Genomic DNA, 25232 nt, shown 5'->3' on the forward strand with positions numbered 1-25232 from the left:
ATCTAATTCAGCAGACCCCTAACAAATCCGCAAAGGTCGATGAAATTCCTGAATGACAACACGCCCTCAACTTCGGTGCCGCCGTACACTATGGGCAAGCACTTCGCACTCCTCGCGCTCGCAACATCTGAAACGCTGTCTCCCACGAAAAACACCTGCTCGCTAGGAGTAACGTCCAATATCTCAAGTGCCGCGATTACGGGTTTGGGGGAAGGCTTGTTTTCTGGGGTGTCACCAGAACCTATAATTGCAGAAAAATACTTTGACAACCCTGTGGCACGCACCTCCTCACGAAGCGACGGCCCGTTTTTGTTGCTCACTATGCCCATACTGATTCCATTGTCGTACAAAAGCTCCAGCAATTCCAGCACGTTGCTGCTGGGAATAAGTTTCCTGACCCTCGTGGATTTTTCGGCAAACTCCATATATAAGGCTGAGGCCTCCTTCCATCTCGATCCTAAGGAGTGCACTAAGTACCTATCGACCGTACTTGGATCTATGGAGGCAAGGTCTATGTCGCTGCGACCCATGTGCTTTAGAACCTTATCCACCGTTTCGTAGTCTAGTGCACTACCTGTCACCAAAGTGTTACACCAGTCAAAAATTACCGCTACTGGAGGACGCATAGACACTCCCTTTGTTCACACACATTCAACAATGCCGTAGTTAAAACTCGGTTAAACCAACGGAGCCAGTACTTTACGTTTTTGTGAACTGTGTGACAACCTCATAATGTAGCGTAGATTGCTTTGCTAAAGGGACTGCCCGCATCTATTGCCTATGCCAGGGTGGTGGCTGCCGTGCAGCCCACATTAGGCTATTTGCGCTTGATGTTCAGGGCGATTGAGAGCTCCTGTAAGTGTGCAGGGCTCACCTCAGACGGTGCTCCCATGAGCAGATCTTCGCCGGTTTGGTTCAGCGGAAAACATATCACCTCTCTAATGTTGGGTGCGTCGGCCAGCAACATTACTATCCTATCAATTCCGGGGGCTAGCCCTCCATGCGGGGGCGCTCCGAACTTGAATGCGCGCACCAAAGCCCCAAATTTGGAGTTTACAGTCTGTTCATCGTAGCCAACCATGGAAAATGCTTTGTACATTACGTCGAGCCTATGGTTACGTATTGCCCCACTCGATATTTCAATGCCGTTACATACGATGTCGTATTGATAGGCGATTATGTCGAGTGGATTTTGCTGCTCGAGTGCTTCCATTTCCCCTTGTGGCATGGAAAATGGGTTGTGGCAGAAATCCAATTCCCCGTCTTCGCACTTAAAGTAGGGGAAGTCTACTATCCAACAGAACTTGAAAGTGTCATGCTCAATCAAGCCCAGTTCAAGCCCCAACAATTCCCTAATCTTGCCCGCGAAATCTGCGGCTTTGTCAGCCGTGTCTGACATAAAAAACACGCTATCCCCATTTCCAACTCCCGCTGCAGATCTTATGCGTGCAAGTTCGTCTTCACTCAGAAACTTGGCTATGGGCCCCTTGGCGGTTCCATCTGCTTCGTATGTTACGTAGCCGAGGCCGCGTGCGCCGAACTCCTTTGCTCGTTCTATTTTGTCATCAAAAAAACTCCTCGGCTTCCCAGAAGTGTTGGGAGCAGGAATTGCCCTGACCACTTCACCGGCTTCAACCCCGGCTTGAAATGTTCTGAATCCGGAATTGCGAAAGATTTCAGTCACATCGGAAATTACTAACGGATTTCTAAGGTCTGGCTTGTCTGACCCGTAACGTATCATAGAATCGCGGTAAGTAATTCTCGGAAATTGCCTGTCAACTTTCTTGTCGGCACCAGCAAATTTAGCGAACAGGCCATACAGCACCGGCTCAATCGCCGCGAAGACATCTTCCTGGGTGACGAAAGACATTTCCATGTCTAGCTGATAAAACTCCCCGGGTGATCTGTCTGCTCTAGAATCTTCATCGCGGAAACAGGGTGCAATTTGGAAGTATTTATCAAACCCGCCCACCATAAGCAGTTGCTTGAAGATTTGAGGAGCCTGCGGCAGCGCATAAAACTTACCGGCATGGGTCCTGCTTGGAACTATATAATCTCTTGCGCCTTCCGGGGAAGATGAGGTCAAAATGGGAGTGTGCACCTCAATGAATCCCAGGGCTTCCATGGCTCTTCTCAGCTCTGATACGACCATTGATCTGAGCAGTATGCTGTTTTTTACTTTGTCGCACCTCAGATCTAAAAACCTGTGCTGCAGCCTTATATCTTCCGGATAGCTAAAGCTTGTTGGTACGTGTAATGGCAAGGGGGCCGCTTCTGAGACCACGGTTAGGGTGCTAACCTTGACTTCCACGTGCCCGGTTTCTATTGATGCGTTGACATTATCCTCGCTCCTCTCTGCCACAATGCCCCTGACCGTAATAACGCTCTCGAGCCCTATAGTGGCCATGCGATTAAACAATTCTGGGTTTTCAGACTCATTGAAAATCAGCTGGGTGATCCCATAAAAATCTCTGAGATCGACAAATAAAAGCCCTCCATGGTCGCGCTTTCTGTACACCCATCCTGAGAGGGCTACCTCGTTTCCTACATGGGCTACACCCAATTCATTACATACGTGAGTTCTGTATATGTTCATATGTGCCGTATTACCGGAAGATGAGCATATTCTTTACCACAATCTAGCTGAAGGCTATGAAAAAGTTGGCGCCCTGCAATTTGCGGCCTCGTCTTGCCCACGGACCAAGTATCTGGTGGCATTGAGTTAGCAATGTCTGGAATTAGTAGGCACTCATGGTGGCCAGGCTTATGTCCCGCGCAGGTTGTCCGGGGTTCTGTTGATGTAGCACGGTGCCCTACAAATTTGCGCGGGTTTACCATTAATTAGTTGTAACCCAGTTGGTATACAAATTTGCGCCTATGGATGGGGTTGTGTCGCGCTAATATTTCGCTTAATAAGCGATACCTACTCACTCATGGGTATGATTTATGTTTACATGCGGCTCCGATTTATTTATAAGTCGTCCATCATGCGTTAACTCAAAGTAGATTGTGGGATGAGGTGCAGGGCCTTGCTACTGGCGGTGCTTTTGATAAGTACCCAGACTGGCTGTAGTCTCATGGTTGCCGGCCTTGCTGTGGTGACTGGGGCTGTGGTGGCGCTACAGGAGCGTTCTGTCGGCGATGTTATCGATGATGCCGCGATATTGATCAAGATCAATAAGGAACTGTTTCAACAGGGCATGTTCTCCTCTATCACCGTCCGTGTTAGCGAAGGAAGGGTGTTGCTGACGGGCACTGTTGATTCTCCCGATAAGAGGCTAAAGGCTGAAAGGGTGGCGTGGCAGCAGAGCGAGGTTAAAGAGGTCGTCAACGAAATTGCAGTAGACAAAGACGAAGTGACCTTGAAAGAGGTTGCTATAGATAGCGCCATCAGTGCGCAGATAAAAGCTCGTATGGTGGCCCATGCGGGGATCAAGTCTGTAAACTACAGCATCAACACTGTTGGAGGGGTTGTGTACCTGATGGGTATAGCCCAGAGCCAGAAAGAGCTGAACTCCGTAATCGGGATTAGCAAAAGGGTTAAAGGCGTAAAGCAGGTAATAAGCTACGTAAGGCTGAAACACAGCAAGTTGCGTCGCTAAAGGGTTAGGTATTCGTGCTCAGAGTTGCCTTCCAGATGGATGAAGACGTCGTAGTTGGGCGTGATGTTTCTGTAAAACTTGTAGAAGAGGCCCAACGTCGTGGGCACGAGGTGTTTTTTTACCGGCCAACCAGCCTCGCATTTGCATGTGGGGAGTTGGTTGCTGAGGCGTTTTCTGTCCGCGTGGGTGCGGATTTGTTACATTTTCATGACAAAACTAGGCTTCCGCTGGGGAAGCTGGACATGCTATTTGTGCGGCAAAACCCCCCTTTCGATATGCGATACGTGACCACAACTTACTTGCTTGAGCGGCTGGATATCCTCATGATCAACAATCCTAAGGCGATTAGGGACCACCCGGAAAAGCTACTGCCGCTGTCATTTCCTAAGTTTATTCCCCCAACCTTAATCACCGAAAGTGTGAGTGAGATAAGTGCTTTCTACGCAGAGTACGGAGATATAGTGCTCAAGCCACTGTACGATTATGGAGGCAATGGTGTATGCAGAATCTGCGGCAGGGCTGATGTTGGCGCAATATCGTCGGCGATGGTTGAGCGTTACGAAGCACCCTTGGTTGCGCAGCAGTTTATTGATGACATAAGCAGCGACAAGCGGGTAGTGTTGTTGGGCGGCAAACCCATCGGGGCGGTACGGCGAAAAGTTACCGCTATGGGTGAGATCAGAACCAACCTCAGAGTGGGAGCGACGCCTGAGGCAACCGAGCTTTCGGATAGAGAGCGTGAAATATGCCACGATGTGGGGACGCTACTGTCCAGCGTTGGTATATTGTTTGCTGGAATTGATATTTTAGGAGGCCGCCTTATAGAAGTGAACGTTACCTCACCTTGCGGCATTCTTGAGATTAACCAAGTGTACGGAAAGACCCTAGAGAGGGATTGCTGGGACCACTTTGAATACGTATTGTCACATAAGTCTCCATGACGTGTGCGAGTAAATATTATAGGTGCTTGCCTTGCATAGTGCCGCGTTTTGCTTTACCATGGCCGGTGTGTCTGTGCTATTTGCGCTATTGCAGCGCGCCTTGGATGGGGGGTTTAGCTGGATGGGGGGCTTTCTATGCCGGTGAGTCTCGCGCGTAATGCGGGCATGCTGTCGGTTGCAGTGCTGTGTGGTGGCTCATCCCCTGAGCGTGAGGTATCTCTAGCAGGCGGGAAGAGAGTTGCAGATGCTCTGGGTAGGCTAGGGTACAATGCCACTGTTTTAGATTTGAACAGGGAGTCTGTGGGTCAACTGTTGGCCATGGCTCCAGATCTTGTCTATAACGCGTTGCACGGAGTGCAGGGCGAGGACGGCTGTGTTTCTGGGTTGCTGGATATCCTTGGGCTTGCGTGCACGCACTCTCATGTTGCAGCATCCTCGGTTGGTATGGACAAAGTGCTTACCAAACATGTGCTTAAGTCTCTGGGTATAGACTTTCCGAAGTTTGACGTGCTTACAAAGGAGGAGTTACTATCTGCTAAGGAGGTGTTGCCTTACCCATTTGTAATTAAGCCCGTGCGTGGTGGCTCGACGATAGGGGTGCACGCGATTTTTTCCAAATCTGAATATTTAGATCTCTCGGCTCATGCCGATACGCTAGAAGACAGGATGATTGTAGAGGAGTATGTGTCCGGACAAGAAGTGCAAACCGCTGTATTTTTGGGCCGGGCAATTGGCACCATGGAATTATTGTTTGAGGGTAGAATATACAGCTACGATGCGAAATATGTAGAGGGGCTATGCGAGCACATATTTCCGGCTAATCTTCCCTATGACATATATAATTTAACGCTGGAATGGGCGTTAAAGCTGCACCAGTGCTTGGGGTGCAAAACTCTATCCAGGGTAGATTTCAGGTACGATGTAGCAAACAAGGCGCTGAAGCTGCTGGAGATCAATACCCACCCTGGGATGACTGTTTCCTCGACGCTGCCGGAAGTTTTATGGCTAAGATGTGGGTTGAACTTTGACCACGTTGTGGATCTGATAGTACAAGATGCGCTGGGTATTGATGATAGCCGTAGGGCATACATTGATGAGCTTATGGGAAAAACCGTGAGCCGTGAGCCAAGCCATGTGTAAAGATGCAGCCGGCAATCGCGCGATTGCAGCTCACAGCGCACCGCTTTGCATGCGTGTAGTGAGGCGCATATTCGTGGTGGGTGCGGTGGTTTTTGTTGCCGGTTGGGGCGTGCCAGATTTTAGCATAAAGTCATGGTTAGGGGGCCTCTCCTCGGCGGTTTCTAGCGCACTCATTGAGGCAGGGTTTTCCACAAGGGAGGTTGTGATTAGGGGTAACAGCGTAGTTTCTACGGCAGAGATTTTAAATATGATCAACAAAGACAGCTCGATAATTTTGCTGTCACTACGCACGCTTAGGAGTCGAATAAAATCTCACAGTCCCTGGGTAAAGGAAGTTGCTGTGCATAGAGAATTGGCCAATGGTATATTGCGCATAACGGTTGAAGAATACGTGGCCTTTGCTAATTGGCGTCACCATGGGATGAACTCAATAATTGACAACACCGGACATGTGATTGTGAACTCTGACGAGCGCCTTGACAATTTAGTGTCAATTTATGGCGATGAGGCCCTGGAAGGGCTACATTTTGTGCGCGAAGTGCTCAATAATGGGGGGATGCTCAGTACCATGGTTTCGTCTTTTTCCTGGCTTGGCAATAGGCGTTGGGATGTTGGCTTTTCCAGTGGGTTGCAGGTTAAGCTGCCAGAAAATAATCCTCAAGCCGCGTGGAATTACCTAGCGCAGCTGTACAAATCTTCTGGAGAATTACTGATGTGGAAAGTTGTTGACATGCGAATTCCAGACAAAATCTTCATAAAGAAGTAAGCGTGGTCGAATTTTTGAAAATTTTTGCCTGGCGCTATGTCCCCTTCAGGCGGGTATGTTACGTGCAGATGTTGTGGACGCTATGAATAAGTTACAGGCATCCTGCATTATTTGATTGAATATACGCATGTGTGGAAATATCTTAGGGTGTGACTGATAATATTTGCCTGGTAGTCAGCGTGTGTCCGGTTAAGCGTATTTTTACCGTACCAGGTAGAATGTTTGCTAATCTGAGAGAGTGTGGGGTTTATGTCTAGGGCTAAGAGGTTTTATACGCCGGAAGTACTGATTGTGGATGATGAAGCAGATCTTAGGGCTATGGTCCAGGATATTTTAAGTGACGATAATTACGTCACCAAAATATCACATGATGGACTAACAGCTATCAAGCTTGCTTATGAGCGGGAGCCGGATGTTGTGCTTCTGGACATATGGCTGAAAGGGTCTGACATTGACGGACTAAGTGTTTTGGAAAAGCTCAGATATAGATATCCCCACCTGCCCGTCATAGTGATTAGCGGCCACGGAAACATAGCCACTGCCGTGAAGTCTTTGCATATAGGTGCTTACGACTATATTGAAAAGCCTTTTACCGAGAGTAGGCTGAAATTGGTGGTGAAGCGTGCTGTTGAGTCTGGCAGATTGAAAAGAGAAAACTACGAACTCAGATCCCTTTTTGAGGACTATGAAATCGTGGGAAGTTCACCCCAGATCAAAAACCTCAGGAGCACGATCAGCAAAGCCGCATCTACTTGCAGTCGTATACTCATCACCGGCGCTCCTGGCACTGGAAAGGAAGTAGTCGCCAGGTTTGTGCACCGGAAGTTTAAGGGGTGCAATAGCTCATTCGTGCCCTTCTGTCCTTCCATCTTGCCCGAAAGTAGCTACCTAGAAAACATCTTCGGCAGCGAGAGCGGTAACGGGGCGTTGCCCAATGTTGTGCCCCACAGTGTCGGCATCATAGAGCAGGCGAACCACGGTACCTTGTTCATAGATGAGGTCACGGATTTGCGGTATGACGCCCAGATGCGGTTGATGCGACTGCTTCAGGAAGGCAGGATATACAGGGAGAATGGAAAAAACCCTGTTACCATAGACACGCGTGTTATTGCATCTTCCTCTCGCGTGATTGAGGAGGAGGTGAAGTTGGGAAGGTTTTGCGAGGACCTTTACTACAGGCTAGGAGTCTTTCCTATTAGGGTGCCATCTCTTTCCGAGTACTGTGTGGATATTCCTGAGGTGTGTGAATACATGATGCGCAGCATATGCAGGAAAATGGGGCTGTCACCCCGACCCATTAGTGAAGACGCCATAGTGGCCATGCAATCCTACAGTTGGCCAGGAAACCTGCGCCAGTTGCGCAATGTTCTGGAGTGGATTTTGATCATGCAATCTTCCAAGGACATAATCACTATAGACGATCTCCCCGCGGAAATTGTGAGCGGCTCGCCAATCAACAACGTGTTCACTCACATAGTTTCTGCACCTCTGAGAAAGGCTAGGGAAGAGTTTGAAAGGCATTACCTGAGGACTCAGCTGTCAAGATTCGGTGGCAGCGTGTCCAAAACTGCCGAATTTATTGGCATGGAAAGGTCTGCATTGCATAGGAAACTAAAAGCTTTAGGTTTATGTGGAAGTTAGGTAGCGGCCACCCGTTACGGGGGGTGGCAGTTCCGGCATTAACTTCCCCCGCGGTGTACCAGCTGGGGCCAGCAGGCTTGTCTCGGCCTTCAGGTATTTAAACTGCTCTTGCTACAGGGGCTGACCCTCAACCTCGTACTCAGCCTACTCAGGCTGACGATACAGCTACCAAGGTTATTTGTGACGTCATTGTCTTCGTGCAGAAGCTGGGATTACCCATCATGACAGGGGTGGTACTAGGTTCTGGCGTCATGGCTTGGCACACTTGCATGGCCTGCCATGGTAATGCTGGTTGTATGTACAGCCATAGGTAAGCTTATGGCCACTGTATTGAGGGTAATACCAGTTAGTGCAAGGGTGGACGTAGAGGTTTTGGGAGAGTGGTGATGTTGCTAAAACTTAGATTCTTACTAATTGCTGTAGTATTAGCATTGGGTATCTTACATGGTGTACCTGCAGGGGCTGCTGCAGGGGCTAGTAAGTCCAGCGAGGGTGCTCAGACTGCTGATGATACAGCGACTATTGTTATATGTAACGTTATACGGTTTGTGCAGAAGCTGGGACTACCCATCATGACTGGAGTGATACTAGGTTCTAGCATTATGGCTATCTTTGGTAAGCTTGCATGGCCTGCTATTGTGATGTTGGTTGTATTTACAGCTATATTCTTTGGTGCTGGTAAGCTTATGGCTAAGTTTGCTGCTGGGGTCAGTACTGAAGGGGCCAAGGATTTTGACTGTTCACAGCATACAGGTACCAGCCCAAAGGTGTAGGTGATGTGGGAGGAAAGAGCTTTGACTGTGCTGCTGGGTAGTGATGGTGCAGAGAGCTGTGGTGGTCGTGCCAAGTTGGGCTGAGTGCCAAGGGCAGGAGGTACGAGATGAGGCGCTAGAGGTCGGGAGATGCTGTGTGGTACCAAGTTAGACTGGGATGCCAGGAGTGTATAGATAGTGGCTTTGTTATGTCTGTGATACCAAGCACTTCAACTGTGTAGGTGGTAATGCCAGGCATTGAGCATTACAGAAGTAGACCCGATAGCTCTAACCTCAATAACCTCAGCACCTTCAACAGCTCTAGCAAAAGCCCCAGCAACTATGGCCTTCTCATCTTTTGTCAGGCTATTAATGTTGCCCGCCATCCCCTGCAAGCTGATGGTGTTACTAGTACCACTGGCAGTGGTGTCCATTGATGAGATTGCATCTGCGCCCTCAGTGAACACCGCACTAATCTTGGTGGTGGCAGTGCTATCGGTGGTACCACACTGGTTGGTGCTACCACTAGTGGTACCCTTGCCACACACCTTCTTACTCAGTTCATCACCACTAGTAGTGCCAGTAGCACTCTCTATGGCATTACCCCACTTCTTAGCTTCACCCTTAGTCATCTTACCTAAAGCAGTGGCAAGACGGTCTACCTGACCTCTTGCTGTATCATATGCTAACTCCTTTCCTAATAAGAATACTGAAGCTGTATCCTCATTAGACTTCTTACCTCCCTTAATGACAAACCTTTCATACCCTACTTCTACTTCAACCCTGGCTCCTCCAATACTATACCCAATGCTCCCCTCTAGGGCTGTGAGCATGCTATCCTTGAAGCTAATCTTGGGTTCCAGCATTATGGCTATCTTTGGAAAACTCGCATGGCCTGCTATTGTAATGTTGGTTGTATTACGGCTATATTCTTTGGTGCTGCTGATGCTTCTACAGGGCTGCTGGGAATACCCAGATTGGCAAAGATGCGATCACATTACTTGCTGGGAAGATGAAGCGTGTCTTGTGGGACACTAGCCATTTAGTGGCCGGCCAAGCGCGGCCAACACGGCCTCGTGCATCATCTCCGATAACGTAGGATGCGGGAATATTGTCGACAATAGGTCAAGGTCAGTGGCTTCTAGCTTTTTGCCTATCACATATCCGTTGATCATTTCAGTGACTTCTTCTCCCACCATGTGGGCACCAAGCAGCTCCCCCGATGTGGAGTCTATAATGACCTTCACAAAACCATCAACCGCTCCGGAGACTATAGCTTTTCCACTGCAATTTGCGTGTGAGACCCCCACCTTGATGTCAAGCCCCTGAGCCCTGGCCTGCTCTTCCGTGAGCCCAATACTGGCAACCTGCGGAATTGAATATATACAGCTGGGTATGTTATGTACCCCGAGTGGATGAGGCTTGTCTTTCAAAATGCCATCAGACGCGGCTATTCCCTCAACACACATGACCGCTTCATGGCTAGCCTTGTGCGCCAAACACGGAGGGCCAGCTACGTCACCTATGGCATACAAATTCGGCTCGGCCGTGCGACAACAATCGTCGGTCACGATAAATCCGCGCTCGTCCAGGGCTGCCTTGGTATTCTCCAAGCCTAACCCATGGGTGTTTGGGATAACGCCTATAGCCGCAATTGCCTTATCGCATTCTAAGGTGATAACCTTTTGTGTGCCAAGCTTGATCTGTGCCTGCATTGCTGGCCCTGCCTTCTTTAGCGAGGGTACAGACCCCCCAGTCAAAATTTCAATACCCTGCGCCTGCAAGACTTTCTGCATAAATTCTGATACGGCTTTATCCTCCAGGGGCAGGATTCGATCTTGCATTTCTACTACGGTAACTTTACTACCCATATGGCTGTAGAAACTTGCGAACTCGATTCCTATAGCCCCGCTGCCAATAATCAGTAGAGACTTTGGCAAAGCTTTGGGTAGCATTGCGTCTCTGGCTGTCCACAGCATTTTTTCGTCCAAGCCAGGCACCAGCCTAGCGCTGGCCCCTGTAGCCAGTATTATGTGCTTTGCCGCAAGAGTTAAAGGCTTGTCCTTCTGCTGAATTGCTACTTTGCCGCCGCCTAACACTTGGGCAAAACCCTGGTGCACCTTTACGCCGTGCTTTTTCATTAATCCAGCAACGCCGTGTCCGAGCCGGCTTACTGCCTCTCTGGAGCGGGCTACTACCTTAGCAATATTCACGCTAATGTTGCCGCTGACTTCCACGCCGAAACTGTCTGCCTTGCGCAACTTGCTGTATATCTCGGCAGATTTTAGTAGTGACTTAGTGGGAATGCACCCCCAGTTTAAGCACACCCCACCCAGGCTTTCTTCCTTCTCAACCACGGTGACTCTATAACCGAGTTGGGCGGCACGTATAGCAGCAATGTACCCGCCAGGGCCGCTGCCGACGACTATTAAGTCACAGCTTTCCATAAAAAATCTGCAAACACACATGAGATGGCGGAATGATATGCAAAACGACCGGTGCTAGCAACGGAATTTTATGTACGCACAAGGCGCGTTGCCCAGCAAATTAGGGCCATGGGTGGGGGTTGCCGTCAAAAGAGATTGATTTCTGATAGAAAAGTTAATATTTTAATGCTCTTGTTAAAATATTAAGGATTATTTAAGATGTGGAAACCGAAGTTGGATGGAATGGTTGCACCCCTCAGTAGAAATGGCAATGCAGTACACGAAACTGATGTTGTGAAGAGTGCGCCACGCCAGAAAGATACCAATGCGCCCACTGATGGCCAAGGTGATCAGAAGGAGGGCAATGAACGAAAGATAGACGCCGAGCGTAGAAAAAAGGCCCCTGCAAAATTACCAGAAGCGTGGCAAGCCGTTGGCAGCGATTTGCGTAGAGCCACCCATGAGCTGCAGCAGGATAGACAGCGGAACCTGGGCTTGCACGGCCATGTAGGGCGGCATAAGCCAGTAGTTTTGGAACGCGATATTAATGCCGAACACGTCCCAAGTGTAGACCACTTGCATTTTCTAGGTAGCAAAAATGTGCGCTTCTGGGGCAATGGCACCCGCGCTTTTGCTGCGTATTATGTAAAATCTGCCAGCGGAGGGTGCGATCTACACTTTAGAGTTCTCGCCAATGATGGCGTTGATACCATTAAAGTGAATGACCACCCCATCTCCTCGCAAGATTCCTCCAACTACCCGCCGACATTTGTGGCCTTTGATAAGGACGGGGCGCATAAGGTAGTGTTCGCGACACTTGAGCGCGGGGCTTCTAATGGGGGCGCAGCCGCATACGTTGGAGAAGTGGAAGTCAAGGTGTACTCAATCAGCGGTGCAGGCGCAGTGAGTATTGAGGAAGAGAAGAGCATAAAGCTTAACACCGACGGAAAGCGTGCTGGCTTATATTCCCAGCCTCTGAGCGTTGCGAGAGATGACAAAGGTGATATCGTTATTGTTAGTAGAGCAAAAGATAGACGGGCAAATCCCTCGGATCAAGCGTACGTCATGTGGAGACTTTCCGGCGAGGATTTTAGCCTGATTAGGCCTCGTAGTAGGACCAGTGCCTCCAGCAGACATCTGTTCAGCCGTGCTGGGGCTAATCCCACAGGTACACCTGAGCAACTTATTGTATGGGGCTCAAGAGCGAGTAAACTTGGCCTGACATACGTTGGTAGGTACATACACAGGGAAGGCCAGCGGTACACGATGTTGTACAAAGCGCATTATGCGGATATTCCCTACAGTTCAAGGAGTCAAACTGCTGAGTGCTCAACAGGTGCTCCCAGGTGTTACATAGGGGGGCAGACAGTTGCTCTGTCTGAGTCAGACGCGATCGGCCCCATCGACCACATAGAGTTGCAAGGCACACGTTACACCATATATGTGGACGGACAAGGAACACCGCAACAAAGCCTCAGTATTGCAGCATATGATGGAAAGACGCGTAAAGTTTTTCAGCGAGTGTTGAGCTTTGATGCACAGCCTACCTCAATGAATGTCAAGCTTTTGGAAGATGGTAGCGTGGGGATCACCGTTGTTGATGCATCTAGCGTGGTGCGCATGTGTGAGCTTCGCTTGGACAAGCTCATGCTCGGCAGGTGCGGATGCAGCGCATATGCAACTGCAGTAAATGCCGAGGATCTAGACATCCGTGAGTTTATCAATATTGCAAGCCAGGGGCTGCAGCTTGTGCCACGTATTAACGCGGTTAGCACTAGTACTAATGCAGTTTCAGTTGTTGTTGAGAACCATGGTGAGCATGAGGAGCTTTATTTAAATGTAACTGAATTTGCGTACCCAGTCAGATACTCGCAAGCATCGAGTCAGCAGCCAGAGGCAGCCACTTCAGGGGAGGTATATGAGCTCACCACCCATGCGGAGGACGCTTTAGGTACTACGCCTGGGGAGATTGCTGGATCCGGTGCGGGGTCGGCATCTACAGAGTTGGAATCTGCAAAGCATGACGGTGCTATCGTACAGCCGCAGCTCACCACCGAAGCGGAAAAGCACACCACACCGGGCTCTACGTCCCGCACACGCCAAACAGAATACCCCGCTGATAATACGCACACGACGTCCTCCAAGCCCACTAGCAGCGCTTGGCTCAGTTCGAGCACTAAATCAGCTGTGGTGACCCCCCACGTGGGTGGTGCGCATGGCGCCATGGCATATGTTCATAATGATGTGGGTTCGCGTACCCACCACAAACGCAACCATGGCTCATCATCAGCGATAAATTCTACTGAAGAAAATCGGGAAATCACTACTTTGAGGCAAAACCGTAGCCATGCCATAGTGGGCAACTTGTCTGCTAGTGGCGCTTCCCGGATCAACGCTTCTCGGGTCAACGCTTACCGTGGTGGTGACCATGTGCGGTTTGCTAGGTCTGCTGATAGCGGTGCGGTAGACACGGGCGCGAGTAATTCAACGAGTGATGCTGTCAAATGGGTAGCTACAGCCGGAGGCATCGCTTTGCTGGCGGCGCTAGTTGTTGTAGTTGCAGTATTTGTGGCAAGGTACAGAAGAGTGGTCAACTTTCGCAACAGGATTTATCGTCTGGATTGCGACGAAAGCCTGGACCTTTTTTATGAATCTGGGCCAAGATCCTCATATGTTGTTGAAGGGGCGTCGGAGCAGGTCTGCTTAACATCAGCAGAACGCAGTGGCACCCGTGCAAGTGCACTTTAGCCTACTTTAACGTTTTTTAGCCTACACTACCGGCCGGGCAGGTCTAATCTGCCGGCTGCTTAGAGTTTTTGTGTCCGGTTGGTAGGATGGGTTTTCTTGGATTGCGCCACGGAAGCAAGGTTGCCATTTTAATTGGAGACAACGGTGCGATTGTAGTACACACAGTTGACGGGGAGGTGCGCAGTAAACTCTTCGTCGAGAGCGTGGGAAGCAAGGAGTGGAGCGATGCAAAATTGTGCATTGTCTCCAACAAAAAATCTCAGATCTATTTTGTTCTAGACCATTCGAGCCAAACCTACACGAGGCACCCCATTCCAGCTACGAATGCATTTGTTGCCAGGTCTATTGCGAGGAAAAAATCCAGCAACATGGTTAGCCAAGACGGGTTTAGTGCAGCGTTTTTGAATTCTCACTCTCCCAACGAAGACGGTAGTTGGGAATACGTATTTGCTGAGAGCACCATACAAAATGAGCTGTGTAGCGGCCTGCTTGAACTCTCATCCGAACACGCCCCCGGCAGCCTTAGGGGGATCATGCTTCTATCAACAGAACTGGTAAATATCGCGAAGGAAGCGGTGGCAAAGGGGGGATTGCCTCAGAAGAAATGGATCGTGTTTCTTGTGTATACCAAAGCAGGGGATTTGCGCCAGGTTGTGCTCCGCAACGGAGAGCTGTTTTCATCCATTGCTGTAGAGGTCTCCAAAGACGAACGCGAGTTACCGGATGTACTGTCTGGGAAAGTGCACCAAGAAGTGCAAAATGCCCTGCAGAGCATTACCGCCGCCGGGGAGACCTATGACAGCTCCGATGTGGGCATGTGCTTAGTAGTCTCGGGTGGTGTGAAGTCTAGCCTACTTGCGCTCGATTTCAAGGGTATAGACGTTAGCATACTCACGCCCTACGAACTTGGTAAGTTGTTAGATATAAAAAACTGCGTAAGCGTGGGCAGCATATATTGTGATACTATTCTGCTTTATTTTACTATCCACAACCCAGCTGGGTGCAAGCTCAGGCTACATACGAAAGAGACGATTGCTTGCAATAGGGCACGTCTGCTGCAAAAAATCGGCATTATCCCCGCATGTGCGGCCATATTAGTGGTCACTACCCTCAACGTTCTGTGGTCCGCAGAGGTTGTAAGTTACGCAAAGAGGGAACCGGAACTTCGAGCGACCGTTGAATCCTTGACTGGGGAGTTGTTGAAGTTGCGTGGTGACAGGGAGTTTATAAAGGTGAATGAGATGTACGAGGCAGTGGATCTCTACCGCGCGCTATCCAGTGCCAGCCCTTGCCCTATCAGTAAAGCAATTGTGCCGATAAGTAAATTGGGTGAGCGCAACTTTGATATCACTAGCTTTTCATGGTCGGTCATGGAGGATTTTAAAGTTGTGGTCAAACTGGGTGTGGCGATCAAATCTGGAAAGAGCGAGGAAGTGGAACGTCAGCTTTCTAATGCGCTTTCTGACTGCAAAGTCAGGATGGTGCAAGTGCCCAACAGCGGGCAAGATTTTACAGTTTATTTGGAAAGAGCATAATGGGAAATCCTATGCTGCGTAGGTGCTGTATCTTGCAGGTGGTATTACTTACAATTTTGATTGTGTTGTGTGTTACTCTGGGGAATACATACAACAGCATGACAAAATACAGGGCAGCAGAGAGCACTCTCACGCGCAGTATTGCAAATATCAATGCTGAAATCCAAAATGTTCACGAACATGAGACTCAGCTGAACAACAGCTTTTCTGTCTGGCGGGAAATGTCAGACACGCATGTCTATTCAAGGGATGATGAACACACCAATGGTGGCCTGCAATCGATTATTAGGGGCCTGTGTAGAAAGCATAAGGTGATTATCAAAAACCTTACAATATCTAACCCTCGGGATATGAGCGATGACTACAAAAAACACTACACGAAGGTTGTTAGGCATGTGGTCCGCATGCAATTCGAGGCGTTGACTGACCGACATGCTGTTATGCTTGTACACGCAATAAAATACGATATCCCGGGTTTTATTGCTGTCAGATTGTTGGAGATGACTAAAGAGAAGGATATTACGCAGGAAGTTTTGGCGTCAAGCAACAGGAAAGTCATATTGCCGACAGTAAAAGGCGAAATTGTTCTCGACGTGTATGGCATATACGGTAAACACCTATGACTTGTACGACTAAGCGCATCTGGGGGCCAATATCCCTGCTTCTGGTTCTGTTCCTATGCACTCCTACTACCATGCTCGCAGAAGAGTGTGTGGGCTTGTTAAATGCCATGATGGGGTGTAACGCGTATAGGTGTGTTGCGCGGTTCCATGGTGGGTCTATAACCTACGAAGTGCTCGGGGTTAGTAACGGTAGCTGCAGGTATGCAGAAAGGGACAGTTCGGGGTTTACATTATGCCGAGTTTCCAAGGATAACTTTCCGGCGATATCTAACTATCTGGTGCAGCTTTTGACCAAGAGTAGCAACATGGACGTCCTGGCTGTTTCTCGTCTGAGAGCTGCAACGTGTGACTTCTACAGAACCAAAGGAAATAGCTTTGTAAAGAGGGGCAAGGAATTAAGTGATGCTGACGTCAAAGACATCGAACGCGCTATAGAACGCAAAATGCGCAAAGATGAGGTAGGAGAGATTCGCAGTATGTTTTTCACTGAGTCTGACCTAAGCAAATTGGATGCGCGCGAGTCTACTAAGTGACGTGGTGCTGATGGAGGGTGTCCCGAAGCGCAATGGCGTTAGATGTCTATTTATTCCTAGGCAGTGCCCCCACGGATTGGGTAACACTATAGGTGCCGCAGCAATCTGAGCCGAGGTTGAGGCGTTTGTTGCTTGCATTAGGGAAACGTGTGCCACGCGCACCTTTCTTGATGTCCGTTGCGCAGATGTACCATGCCTGCTACGCTGTAGGCGCTGATGTGGAGGGGTTTTTGCTAGATATGAAAGTTACTATTCTCGGGTGCGGGTATTCTATGGGCGTGCCAACTGTGGGGTGTGACTGCAGTGTCTGCAGTTCGGATTCTGCATTCAATAAAAGGACAAGGACCTCCGCATTGATTGAAAACGGCGATGTACGCATACTTGTAGATGCTTCGCCAGATTTGCGCGCTCAGGCCTTGCGTCATAAATTGCACGTTTTAGACTCTGTACTCTTTACACACTGCCATGCAGACCATTGCGCGGGTATTGCTGAACTTCAGGCTTTTAACGTGGGGGGAGGTGCCAACTGCATGCCGGTATATGCTGACTATGGCACGCTATCAATGTTGCTCGCCAGCAATGCGTACTTTTTCGTTCCAGGTAAGCCAGGCGCCCCTTGGAAGAAGTGCCACTATTTGGTTGCACACCCAGTCCGCTATCATACCGAGTTTTTTGTGGGCGGCTGTAAAATAGTCTCGTTTAAGCAAATACATGGTGAAGTCAATAGCAGCGGATTCCTATTTGACGATGATATTGCCTATTGTACCGATGTAAAATCCTTTCCGCAAAATTCGTGGGATCTGCTACACAATAGGCGACTGCTAATTCTAGGGTGTCTCAGGTATGAAGAGGTCGCGGCCCACGCACATGTGGACCTTTGCATAGAGTGGATAAAAGAGCTCAAACCTGACACTGCCGTGCTTACCCATATGAGCCACGATCTTGACTATCACCAACTGACGGATTACGTAAAAGAAAAGCTCCCGGGCGGGAACGTCCTTGTTGCCTATGATGGCCTGGAGCTCAATCTATAGGCCGCTGGTTTGGGAATGATACAACCTTGTGGCTTCTTGCAAGCTGTGCGGGAGTTTTTCCAGGTTGTACTGGGGGTCCGATGCGATGCCGAAAATCCTCTGTGGGGGCTCTATCTCGCCTTCAATGCCGTATATCAAGCCTGTCAGTATCGCATTTATAGCCGGTTCGTAGTCGCAGTCCGCACCTGATACTCTATGCTCTATTCGCGTGTTTTCGGGGGCTAAGGATGTGTCAGGTAGCCTGATTGCGGTGCTCCTATTGTTCCCGCCCCAACTAACCGTGGTCGGGGTGTTGTTGTCGGCATGGGTGTATCGCAAATAAGACTGATGATGTGGCGCAAAAAAGATCATATGCTGCCTCATGTGTGTACACAGTCCGCCTATGGAGTAAAGCAATGCATCACTCATTTTTGAATTGCGCTTGGAAAACAAATTATTGGAGTTCTGGTCTACCAGGTTGACATGCACATGAAATGCGCTGCCGGGCCTTTCAATGTATGGCTTTGCTGCAAAGTCTAAATTGCCGCCAAAAGATTCGGCAGTGCGCTGCAGGGTTTTTTTCACGGAAAACAAGTTAGCTAGCAGATCTTGAACGTCGGGACCATAGCTTGTTTGTAATTCATACTGGGACTCATGAGTTTCCTTGGCTATGCTCCAATTTAGTGGTCTAACATCTTCCGCAAATGCAGCAAAAAGTTCCTCAAGCGCCTTGTCTTCCACGCCTCTGACATAAAACTCTAGCTCAACTCCAATCAGCGGGTGCGCACCAAGTTTATTACGTAAGTGCGATAGTGTGCGATCAAGCGCTCTTGGAAGGTGCATCGGTCCTTCTGGTAATGTAGGCAGCTACGAGGTTGAGCGCCCAAGTTATGACGAATAACGTCAAGGCCAGAGCGTAAGCGGAAGATGTATGCACACTCTGGAAGTTCTGATCTCCAGTAAGTATTGTTGCAATCTGCACCGTAATCGTCGTCACAGAATGCAGGGGATTGAACGTGAAATTGGCAGTGACGCCCGCGGCCATTAATACAATCATGGTCTCACCAATCACTCTGGAAATTGCCAATATCACTGAGCTGCAAATATCGGGTAGGGCGTAAGGTATTACTATATTCCAAGTGGTCTCCGCTCGTGTTGCTCCCAGTGCCATGGAGCCGTATCTTAGTATTTTCGGGACTGATCTCAGAGCGTTTTCAGTGAGCAGGGTGACGAAAGGGAGAATCATTATGCCTATGGTCAGCCCGGCAGTAAGTGAATTTTCAGACTGCGCGTTGAAGCCACAAAACTCGGCAAAACTACGTATGTTCGGAGATAAAAACACTACTGCAAAATACCCATACACCACTGTTGGTATGCCACATAATACCTCCAGCAAAGTATTGAAAGTGCGGCGCACTCGCTTATCTGAATACTCACTCACGTAAATTGCAGATAACAGGCCCAGAGGGAGCGCCACTGTTATTGCCACTATGACTATCAGCAACGTACCGCTCAGCAGAGGGAGTATACCGAAAGAGCCTGCCGGCTTCCCGTTTATTACCTGTGAGTCCGGATTCCACGTGGTCCCGAGCAAAAAGTCTGCCAGTGGAACCTCCGCAAAGAATAGCTTAGACTTAAACGCTAGACATGCTGCTATGCAAATCACCGTGGCGAAGGAAAGAAAGGTGGATAAAAACATTGCGCACCGCAATATGGCAAACTTTTTATCCAGATACATCACTGCTGAGGAGGCTAGAAGCGCTATATAAAGCGCAACAGTCACCATTACTGCCTCCTGGCTTTGCGCGTACAACAAGCCGCCAGAGAGCAGCGCCAACACAGCGCCTACTGGAAGGAATGCGGCATACCCCCCCCTGAAAGAGAGCAACCTCCACAGGTAGTACCCAACAGGCACGACGGAGAGAAGCGCAACCAAACGTAGCGTCATTATGATGCTAATTCCTGTTAGTAAACTCGTGCCTAGTATGCTAATACTTATGTCCGGATTTGTACATCACTTTAAGCTTCGTGTATGAGTAGTGGCTCGCTAAGTAGTATTAGAAAAAAGTTTCTGGAATTTTTTGTCAAGAATGGACACAAGCTTTACGCATCTGCGCCGCTGGTCGCCACGGGTGATGCTTCACTGCTCTTTACCAGTGCCGGCATGGTACCATTCAAACAGGCGTTCACATCTGGTAGCAGTGTTGACGGGGCAAAAACTGCAGTTTCCAGCCAGAAGTGCTTGAGGGCTGGTGGTAAGCACAACGATCTTGAAAATGTCGGGTACACGAACCGGCATCACACGTTTTTTGAAATGTTGGGCAATTTTAGCTTTGGTGATTACTTCAAAGAACGCGCCATAGAGCTGGCATGGCGTTTTGTCACTGAGGAAATGTGCCTAAGTAAGGACAGACTGTGGATTACGGTATATAGCGAGGATCAAGAAGCGTTTGATATATGGAAAAAGATTACTGGGTTTCCAGATGATAGGATAATAAAAATCTCCACTAGTGATAACTTCTGGAGTATGGGTGATACCGGCCCTTGCGGGCCATGCTCTGAGATTTTCTACGATTATGGTGAACACGTACAAGGCGGCCCGCCCGGCTCTAAAGACGCCGATGGGCCCAGGTTTACCGAGGTATGGAATCTTGTGTTCATGCAGTTTTGCCGTGATGAACATGGTGAGCTGAACCCGTTACCTCACAAATGTATAGACACCGGCATGGGGCTTGAAAGGGCCGCAGCGGTAGTGCAGGGCGTTTGTGACAACTACGATACCGACCTGTTTAAGGCTGTTATTCGAAAATCGCAGGATGTTTTTGGTTCTCCGAATAACTCTATTGCACACAGAGTGATAGCTGACCACATAAGAGCCGCCGCATTTTTGATTTCTGAGGGGCTGTCACCAGGGAATGAGGGTAGAAATTATGTTTTGCGGCGCATAATAAGGAGGGCGGTAAGATACGCATATCAGCTAGACCCGAGCAATGTTGCCATACATGAAGTATTGCCTGTGCTTACCAAAGAGGGCAGTGCAGGGTATATGGGTGATGCGTATCCAGAGCTGGTTAGGTGTGAACAGTCAATAACGTCCACGCTGAGGTCTGAGGGGGAGGGCTTTGTGGATACCCTGCGCAGGGGTATGGCCCTACTAGAAAAAGAAATAGGTGGCCTACTGCCGGGTCAGGTGCTGCTTGGAGATGTTGCGTTCAAGCTGTATGACACGTTCGGGTTCCCTCTTGACATTACTCTAGACATTGCCAAAGAAAGAGGCCTGAAATTTGATCAGGAAGGCTTCGATAAAGGCATGGGAGAGCAGAAGGAAAGGTCTCGCAAGCACTGGGTGGGGTCTGGTGAAGATGCTTCTCATAGGTTGTGGGAAGAGTTGCAGGCGCAACACAAGAATACGCGCTTTGTGGGATACGATTGTTGCTCTACCAAAGCCTCTGTTTTATCCATAACGCGTGATGGAATGGCTGTGCAGTCAGTCAATTCCGGTGAGAGGGCGTGTTTATTGCTGGATGTGTCGCCGTTTTACGCTGAATCAGGAGGGCAAGAGGGCGACAAAGGCTCGATTACAGGCGTTTCTGGTGTTAACAACTCTGGTGGCGTAAATATTGCTGAGGTTACATACACGAGGAAGGCATCCAATTTGCACATTCATGAGTGTACGATTACCAGTGGAGTGTTTAATGTTGGTGACACAGTTGATGCAGCCATAGACGTAGATAGAAGAGAGCGTCTCAAGGCCAACCATTCGGCTACTCACATATTGCACAGTGTACTCAGGACGCATATAGACGGGAACATTCAGCAGAAGGGTTCGCTGGTTGCCGAGGACAAACTTAGGTTTGATTTTAACTACGCATCTGCGCTCACCAAAGAGCAGATTACGCTGATTGAAAGAGAAGTAAACCGCAGGATAATGTCCAATAAGCCGGTGCTTACCGATCACTGCAGTTTTGAGGCAGCGGTGCAGGGTGGAGCGATTGCGCTTTTTGGGGAAAAATATTCTGAGCACAGCGTGAGGGTGGTCAGCATGGGTGACTCTAAAGAGTTGTGCGGCGGGACCCATGTTAGATATACCGGTGACATAGGCGCCTTTAAAATAGTGTCGGAATCTGGCATTGCTTTGGGGGTTCGCAGGATTGAGGCAATCACTGGACAATCTGTGGTTGATGGCCTTAGGAAAGATGGAGATATATTGCTGCATATTTCAGAGCGTCTTGGGGTGCCTGTGGGCGAGGTCTCAGAGGGGCTGGAGCGGTTATTAAAAGAGAAGCTTGAACTCAAAAAAAAGCTAGTTTGCGCCTGGCACGAAATTATAAAAAGCTCTATCAGCCCGGTAAACTGTGGTGCTGGAGTTGTGCTGCACTGTGGCTATTTTCCTACGATTCCAGTAGACGCAATAATGGAATTCATGAAGAGTGCGAGGAAAGCCGAGCGTGGAATTTTTGCGATAGCTACAGCTGTGGACGGCAAGGCTGTCCTCATTATTGGAGTTGGTGACACTGCCAGCAAGGTGCTTGGCGCTTCAGAGCTGGTTAAAACCCTGGCGGATTTACAAGGTAAGGGTGGGGGGAACGCCGGTCTTGCTAGAGTTAGTCTAGAGGTTGGTAATGTGCAGGAGGCGTTGTCTACTATACTAAATAAGGTGACGGCGGCATTCCCGACCTGAAATCGCCACAACCTAAGCGACAAGCAACAACAAGTGATGCAGCATTCCTGTGCCCGGGGCTTCAAATCTGGCTTGGGTAACATTCCCTGTTACGGCATCACTGCCGATGATGGATGCGGAGGTAGAGCACCAAAACTCCCACAAAAGTTTGGGAACTACGTCGAACAGAACATAGATGAGGCACTAAATCCATCACAGCCTCTCAAGTATCTATAATTATAATTTATATCTAGAACCTCACAATATGTGCTGCGGCTGTAGCGGCGAGTGTTACGTATTGTTTTATATAGTAAATAGCATGGGGCAAGCCGTAGGGAGCTGCGCCCAGAATGAGCTCACTTTGCATATAGGCTACAGCGGCGAAGAGGTGTTGTTTGTCATACTAAGCGGGGTGATGGCAACACCCCCAAGCCGTTATAACCTCCAGAGTTTGCTGCGCTACATATAGCAACATCACAGTACGTATCGCAGCTTTTGCGGTAGCTAAGCATAGCACGTGATTGTTGCAGCAAATCAGCATTAGAGAGTTGTTCCCAGAACGAGCTCACTTTGCATACAGGCTACGGCGGCCGCAAGAGGTGTTGTTTGCCATACTAAGCGGGGTGATGGCTGTGCCCCAAGACGTCATAGCCCCAGAAGCGCGTTCACTATCACGTGCGGGCTCACTATTTTGGGAGCCACAGGGGTGGTGCCGCAGCTTTTACTGCTACGAGTTGCGCTTTCCCATAACATCCAGAACAGTTTTTCCTATTACTGCCGGGGTTTCTGCCACGGCGACTCCGGCGCGCTTCATGAACTCGATCTTGCCCTTGGCCGTGCCTGAACTTCCAGAGGATATGGCGCCGGCGTGCCCCATACGTTTGCCTGGAGGGGCGGTCTGTCCGGCAACAAAGCCTACCACGGGTTTTTTTGTGCCTGAGGATTGGAGAAACTCTACTGCTTCCTCTTCCTCAGAGCCTCCTATCTCGCCTATTATCACAATACCGTGGGTGTCTTCATCTTCCAAAAACAGCTGAACGCAATCTAGGAATGACATTCCATGAACTGGGTCCCCCCCAATCCCTATGCAAGTTGACTGGCCCAGCCCCACTGCTGTGGTCTGAGCCACTGCCTCGTAGGTTAGGGTTCCAGAACGGGAAACCACCCCTATGTTACCTTTTTTATGGATGTACCCCGGCATAATGCCTATCTTGCACTCTTCGGGTGTTATTATTCCGGGGCAGTTCGGGCCAATCATCCGACTCTTAGAGCCAGCAAGCGCCCTCTTTACCTGCACCATATCAAGAACGGGTATGCCCTCTGTAATGCAAACTATGAGTTCAATTTCGGCCTCTATAGCCTCGAATATCGCATCAGCGGCGTACGGAGCAGGGACGTATATCACACTTGCATTTGCCTGAGTCTCGACTTTTGCCTGCAGCACAGTGTCAAACACCGGTAGCCCAAGGTGTGTAGTACCACCCTTACCCGGGGTTACTCCGCCAACCACCTTAGTGCCGTAGGCAATCGCCTGCTCGGAGTGAAAAGTCCCGTTAGAGCCGGTAAAGCCTTGACATATAACCCTTGTGTTTTTGTCCACCAAAACAGACATGCGCGCCCCTACCTTCTCTCATTTACCATCTTAACAATAAAGCTGGCGGCCTCGTCCAAATCTGCTGCCGCGGTTATCCCGAGACCGGAATCATCCAGGAGTTTCCGCCCAATCTCAAAATTAGTGCCGGACAACCTGACCACGAGCGGTACGTCCACGCCAATCTCCTTGGTGGATTCTATTATACCCTTGGCTATTACGTCGCAACGCATAATTCCGCCGAATATGTTTACCAGTATGCCCTTCACACCGCTTTGTAGTATTATCTTGAAAGCCTCACGCACTGCTTCTTGGTTTGCACCTCCGCCCACGTCCAAAAAGTTTGCCGGCTCTCCACCGTAGTACTTTATTATGTCCATGGTCGCCATGGCGAGGCCCGCGCCGTTTACCATGCAGCCTATATTGCCGTCCATTTTTATGTAGCTCAGCCCGTGCTTCGCAGCTTCCAGCTCCTCAGCCGCGTACTCATCTGGGTCTTGCAGCTTTGCAATTTCCGGGTTGCGATACAACCCATTGTCGTCAAACGCAATCTTCGCGTCTAGCGCGAGAAACTCACCACTAGACGTCTCAGCCATAGGGTTGATTTCTACCTGGCTTGCGTCCGTCTCCACCAAAACTTTATAAATCTTGCGCGCCATAGACACGACACCAGAGACTTGCTTGGGGCCAAGGCCAAACCGGCGGCACAACTCCTGCCCGTGGAAGGAACGAAAACCATATAGGGGATCAACATGCACCACAGAGACCATATTGGGGCGCTCCTTTGCGACCGTTTCAATATCAACCCCGCCTTCACTGGAGAAGATAATACTGACCCTGCCAACGCTGCGATCTACAACCGCGCTTATGTAATACTCCTTGCCTATGTCAACCCCTTCTTCCAAGTAGACCTTGTTGACTTTCTGCCCCTCGGGAGAAGTTTGGTGTGTTATCAGAACGGAGTGCAGCATCTGCTTCACGAGCGACTTCACTTCGTCCTTGGTCTTTCCTATCTTAACGCCTCCGGCCTTACCCCTGCCTCCGGCGTGGATCTGAGCCTTCACCGCCACCAAGCCTGGAGCTAGATCTCCTAACAGGCGATCAACCTCCTCTACCGACTCAACCACGACACCCCGGGGCACGGTAACACCGAAGCTACTCAAAACACCCTTCGCCTGAAACTCATGAACGTTCACAACTACTGCTCCTGTAAAACACAAAGACCGCACACAAACGCGACAGCAGCAGCGGGCACATATGA

19 protein-coding genes and 1 pseudogene are annotated in these 25232 nt (G+C 49.5%); 12 read left to right on the forward strand and 8 right to left on the reverse strand.

Annotated features, from left to right (window positions below):
- Positions 1 to 2 precede the first annotated feature (2 nt).
- Both AMF_RS05800 and aspS read right to left on the reverse strand, forming a co-directional pair.
- Positions 3 to 626 (reverse strand): HAD family hydrolase, encoded by a 624-nt coding sequence (locus AMF_RS05800; RefSeq protein WP_010262937.1) that lies wholly within the window; start codon positions 624 to 626, stop codon positions 3 to 5.
- Positions 627 to 817: 191 nt separating this feature from the next.
- A complete protein-coding gene (gene aspS, locus AMF_RS05805) occupies positions 818 to 2596 on the reverse strand; it encodes an aspartate--tRNA ligase (protein ID WP_010267131.1) in 1779 nt (592 codons plus the stop codon).
- Positions 2597 to 3014: 418 nt separating this feature from the next.
- Between aspS and AMF_RS05810 the strand changes: the two genes are divergently transcribed.
- From AMF_RS05810 to AMF_RS05835, 6 genes are all read left to right on the forward strand, one after another.
- Positions 3015 to 3602 (forward strand): BON domain-containing protein, encoded by a 588-nt coding sequence (locus AMF_RS05810; protein WP_010262938.1) that lies wholly within the window; start codon positions 3015 to 3017, stop codon positions 3600 to 3602.
- 14 nt (positions 3603 to 3616) lie between these two features.
- Complete coding sequence (gene gshB / locus AMF_RS05815; protein WP_012658838.1) at positions 3617 to 4543, forward strand: glutathione synthase; 927 nt, start codon at positions 3617 to 3619, stop codon at positions 4541 to 4543.
- A 135-nt stretch (positions 4544 to 4678) separates the two neighbouring features.
- Positions 4679 to 5683, forward strand: a complete 1005-nt coding sequence (locus AMF_RS05820) for a D-alanine--D-alanine ligase (protein WP_011114164.1) — start codon at positions 4679 to 4681, stop codon at positions 5681 to 5683.
- An 85-nt stretch (positions 5684 to 5768) separates the two neighbouring features.
- The gene (locus AMF_RS05825) at positions 5769 to 6449 is read left to right on the forward strand and encodes a cell division protein FtsQ/DivIB (protein ID WP_227013330.1); all 681 of its coding nucleotides are present in this window, start codon (positions 5769 to 5771) and stop codon (positions 6447 to 6449) included.
- Between the two features lie 249 nt (positions 6450 to 6698).
- Positions 6699 to 8090, forward strand: coding sequence for a sigma-54-dependent transcriptional regulator (locus AMF_RS05830; RefSeq protein ID WP_010267136.1), 1392 nt, complete (start codon positions 6699 to 6701; stop codon positions 8088 to 8090).
- 386 nt (positions 8091 to 8476) lie between these two features.
- Complete coding sequence (locus tag AMF_RS05835) at positions 8477 to 8863, forward strand: TrbC/VirB2 family protein (RefSeq protein WP_037350040.1); 387 nt, start codon at positions 8477 to 8479, stop codon at positions 8861 to 8863.
- A gap of 233 nt (positions 8864 to 9096) precedes the next feature.
- On the opposite strand, the pseudogene AMF_RS05840 reads toward AMF_RS05835, so the two are convergent.
- A pseudogene (locus AMF_RS05840) lies at positions 9097 to 9750 on the reverse strand (P44/Msp2 family outer membrane protein); the annotation flags it as partial.
- A 126-nt stretch (positions 9751 to 9876) separates the two neighbouring features.
- On the reverse strand, positions 9877 to 11289 hold the full coding sequence (gene lpdA, locus AMF_RS05845) for a dihydrolipoyl dehydrogenase (RefSeq protein ID WP_037349868.1): 1413 nt from the start codon (positions 11287 to 11289) through the stop codon (positions 9877 to 9879).
- A gap of 222 nt (positions 11290 to 11511) precedes the next feature.
- Between lpdA and AMF_RS05850 the strand changes: the two genes are divergently transcribed.
- From AMF_RS05850 to AMF_RS05870, 5 genes are all read left to right on the forward strand, one after another.
- Positions 11512 to 14016: a hypothetical protein gene (locus tag AMF_RS05850; protein WP_241759953.1), complete on the forward strand. Its 2505-nt coding sequence runs from the start codon at positions 11512 to 11514 to the stop codon at positions 14014 to 14016.
- Between the two features lie 86 nt (positions 14017 to 14102).
- Complete coding sequence (locus AMF_RS05855; RefSeq protein ID WP_010267143.1) at positions 14103 to 15551, forward strand: hypothetical protein; 1449 nt, start codon at positions 14103 to 14105, stop codon at positions 15549 to 15551.
- A gap of 38 nt (positions 15552 to 15589) precedes the next feature.
- Complete coding sequence (locus AMF_RS05860; protein ID WP_227013327.1) at positions 15590 to 16174, forward strand: hypothetical protein; 585 nt, start codon at positions 15590 to 15592, stop codon at positions 16172 to 16174.
- Positions 16171 to 16707 carry a hypothetical protein gene (locus AMF_RS05865; RefSeq protein WP_010262979.1) on the forward strand — a complete coding sequence of 179 codons (537 nt, stop codon included), beginning with the start codon at positions 16171 to 16173 and terminating at the stop codon, positions 16705 to 16707. Before AMF_RS05860 ends, AMF_RS05865 begins: the two co-directional genes overlap by 4 nt.
- A 92-nt stretch (positions 16708 to 16799) precedes the next feature.
- Positions 16800 to 17741, forward strand: a complete 942-nt coding sequence (locus tag AMF_RS05870) for an MBL fold metallo-hydrolase (RefSeq protein WP_012658844.1) — start codon at positions 16800 to 16802, stop codon at positions 17739 to 17741.
- On the opposite strand, the gene AMF_RS05875 is transcribed toward AMF_RS05870, so the two are convergent.
- Positions 17736 to 18563, reverse strand: coding sequence for a type I glutamate--ammonia ligase (locus tag AMF_RS05875; protein WP_010267148.1), 828 nt, complete (start codon positions 18561 to 18563; stop codon positions 17736 to 17738). The genes AMF_RS05870 and AMF_RS05875 overlap by 6 nt on opposite strands.
- A complete protein-coding gene (gene pstC / locus AMF_RS05880; RefSeq protein WP_010263001.1) occupies positions 18541 to 19668 on the reverse strand; it encodes a phosphate ABC transporter permease subunit PstC in 1128 nt (375 codons plus the stop codon). Before pstC ends, AMF_RS05875 begins: the two co-directional genes overlap by 23 nt.
- 84 nt (positions 19669 to 19752) lie before the next feature.
- Here pstC and alaS point away from each other — a divergent pair, with 84 nt between their 5' ends.
- Positions 19753 to 22401: an alanine--tRNA ligase gene (gene alaS, locus AMF_RS05885; RefSeq protein ID WP_010267149.1), complete on the forward strand. Its 2649-nt coding sequence runs from the start codon at positions 19753 to 19755 to the stop codon at positions 22399 to 22401.
- A gap of 706 nt (positions 22402 to 23107) precedes the next feature.
- Here alaS and sucD read toward each other — a convergent pair.
- Positions 23108 to 23992 carry a succinate--CoA ligase subunit alpha gene (gene sucD, locus AMF_RS05895; RefSeq protein ID WP_010267151.1) on the reverse strand — a complete coding sequence of 295 codons (885 nt, stop codon included), beginning with the start codon at positions 23990 to 23992 and terminating at the stop codon, positions 23108 to 23110.
- 8 nt (positions 23993 to 24000) lie between these two features.
- A complete protein-coding gene (gene sucC, locus AMF_RS05900) occupies positions 24001 to 25167 on the reverse strand; it encodes an ADP-forming succinate--CoA ligase subunit beta (protein ID WP_010267152.1) in 1167 nt (388 codons plus the stop codon).
- Positions 25168 to 25232 lie beyond the last annotated feature (65 nt).

Origin of the sequence: Anaplasma marginale str. Florida, assembly GCF_000020305.1 — a bacterium.
Taxonomy (GTDB): domain Bacteria; phylum Pseudomonadota; class Alphaproteobacteria; order Rickettsiales; family Anaplasmataceae; genus Anaplasma; species Anaplasma marginale.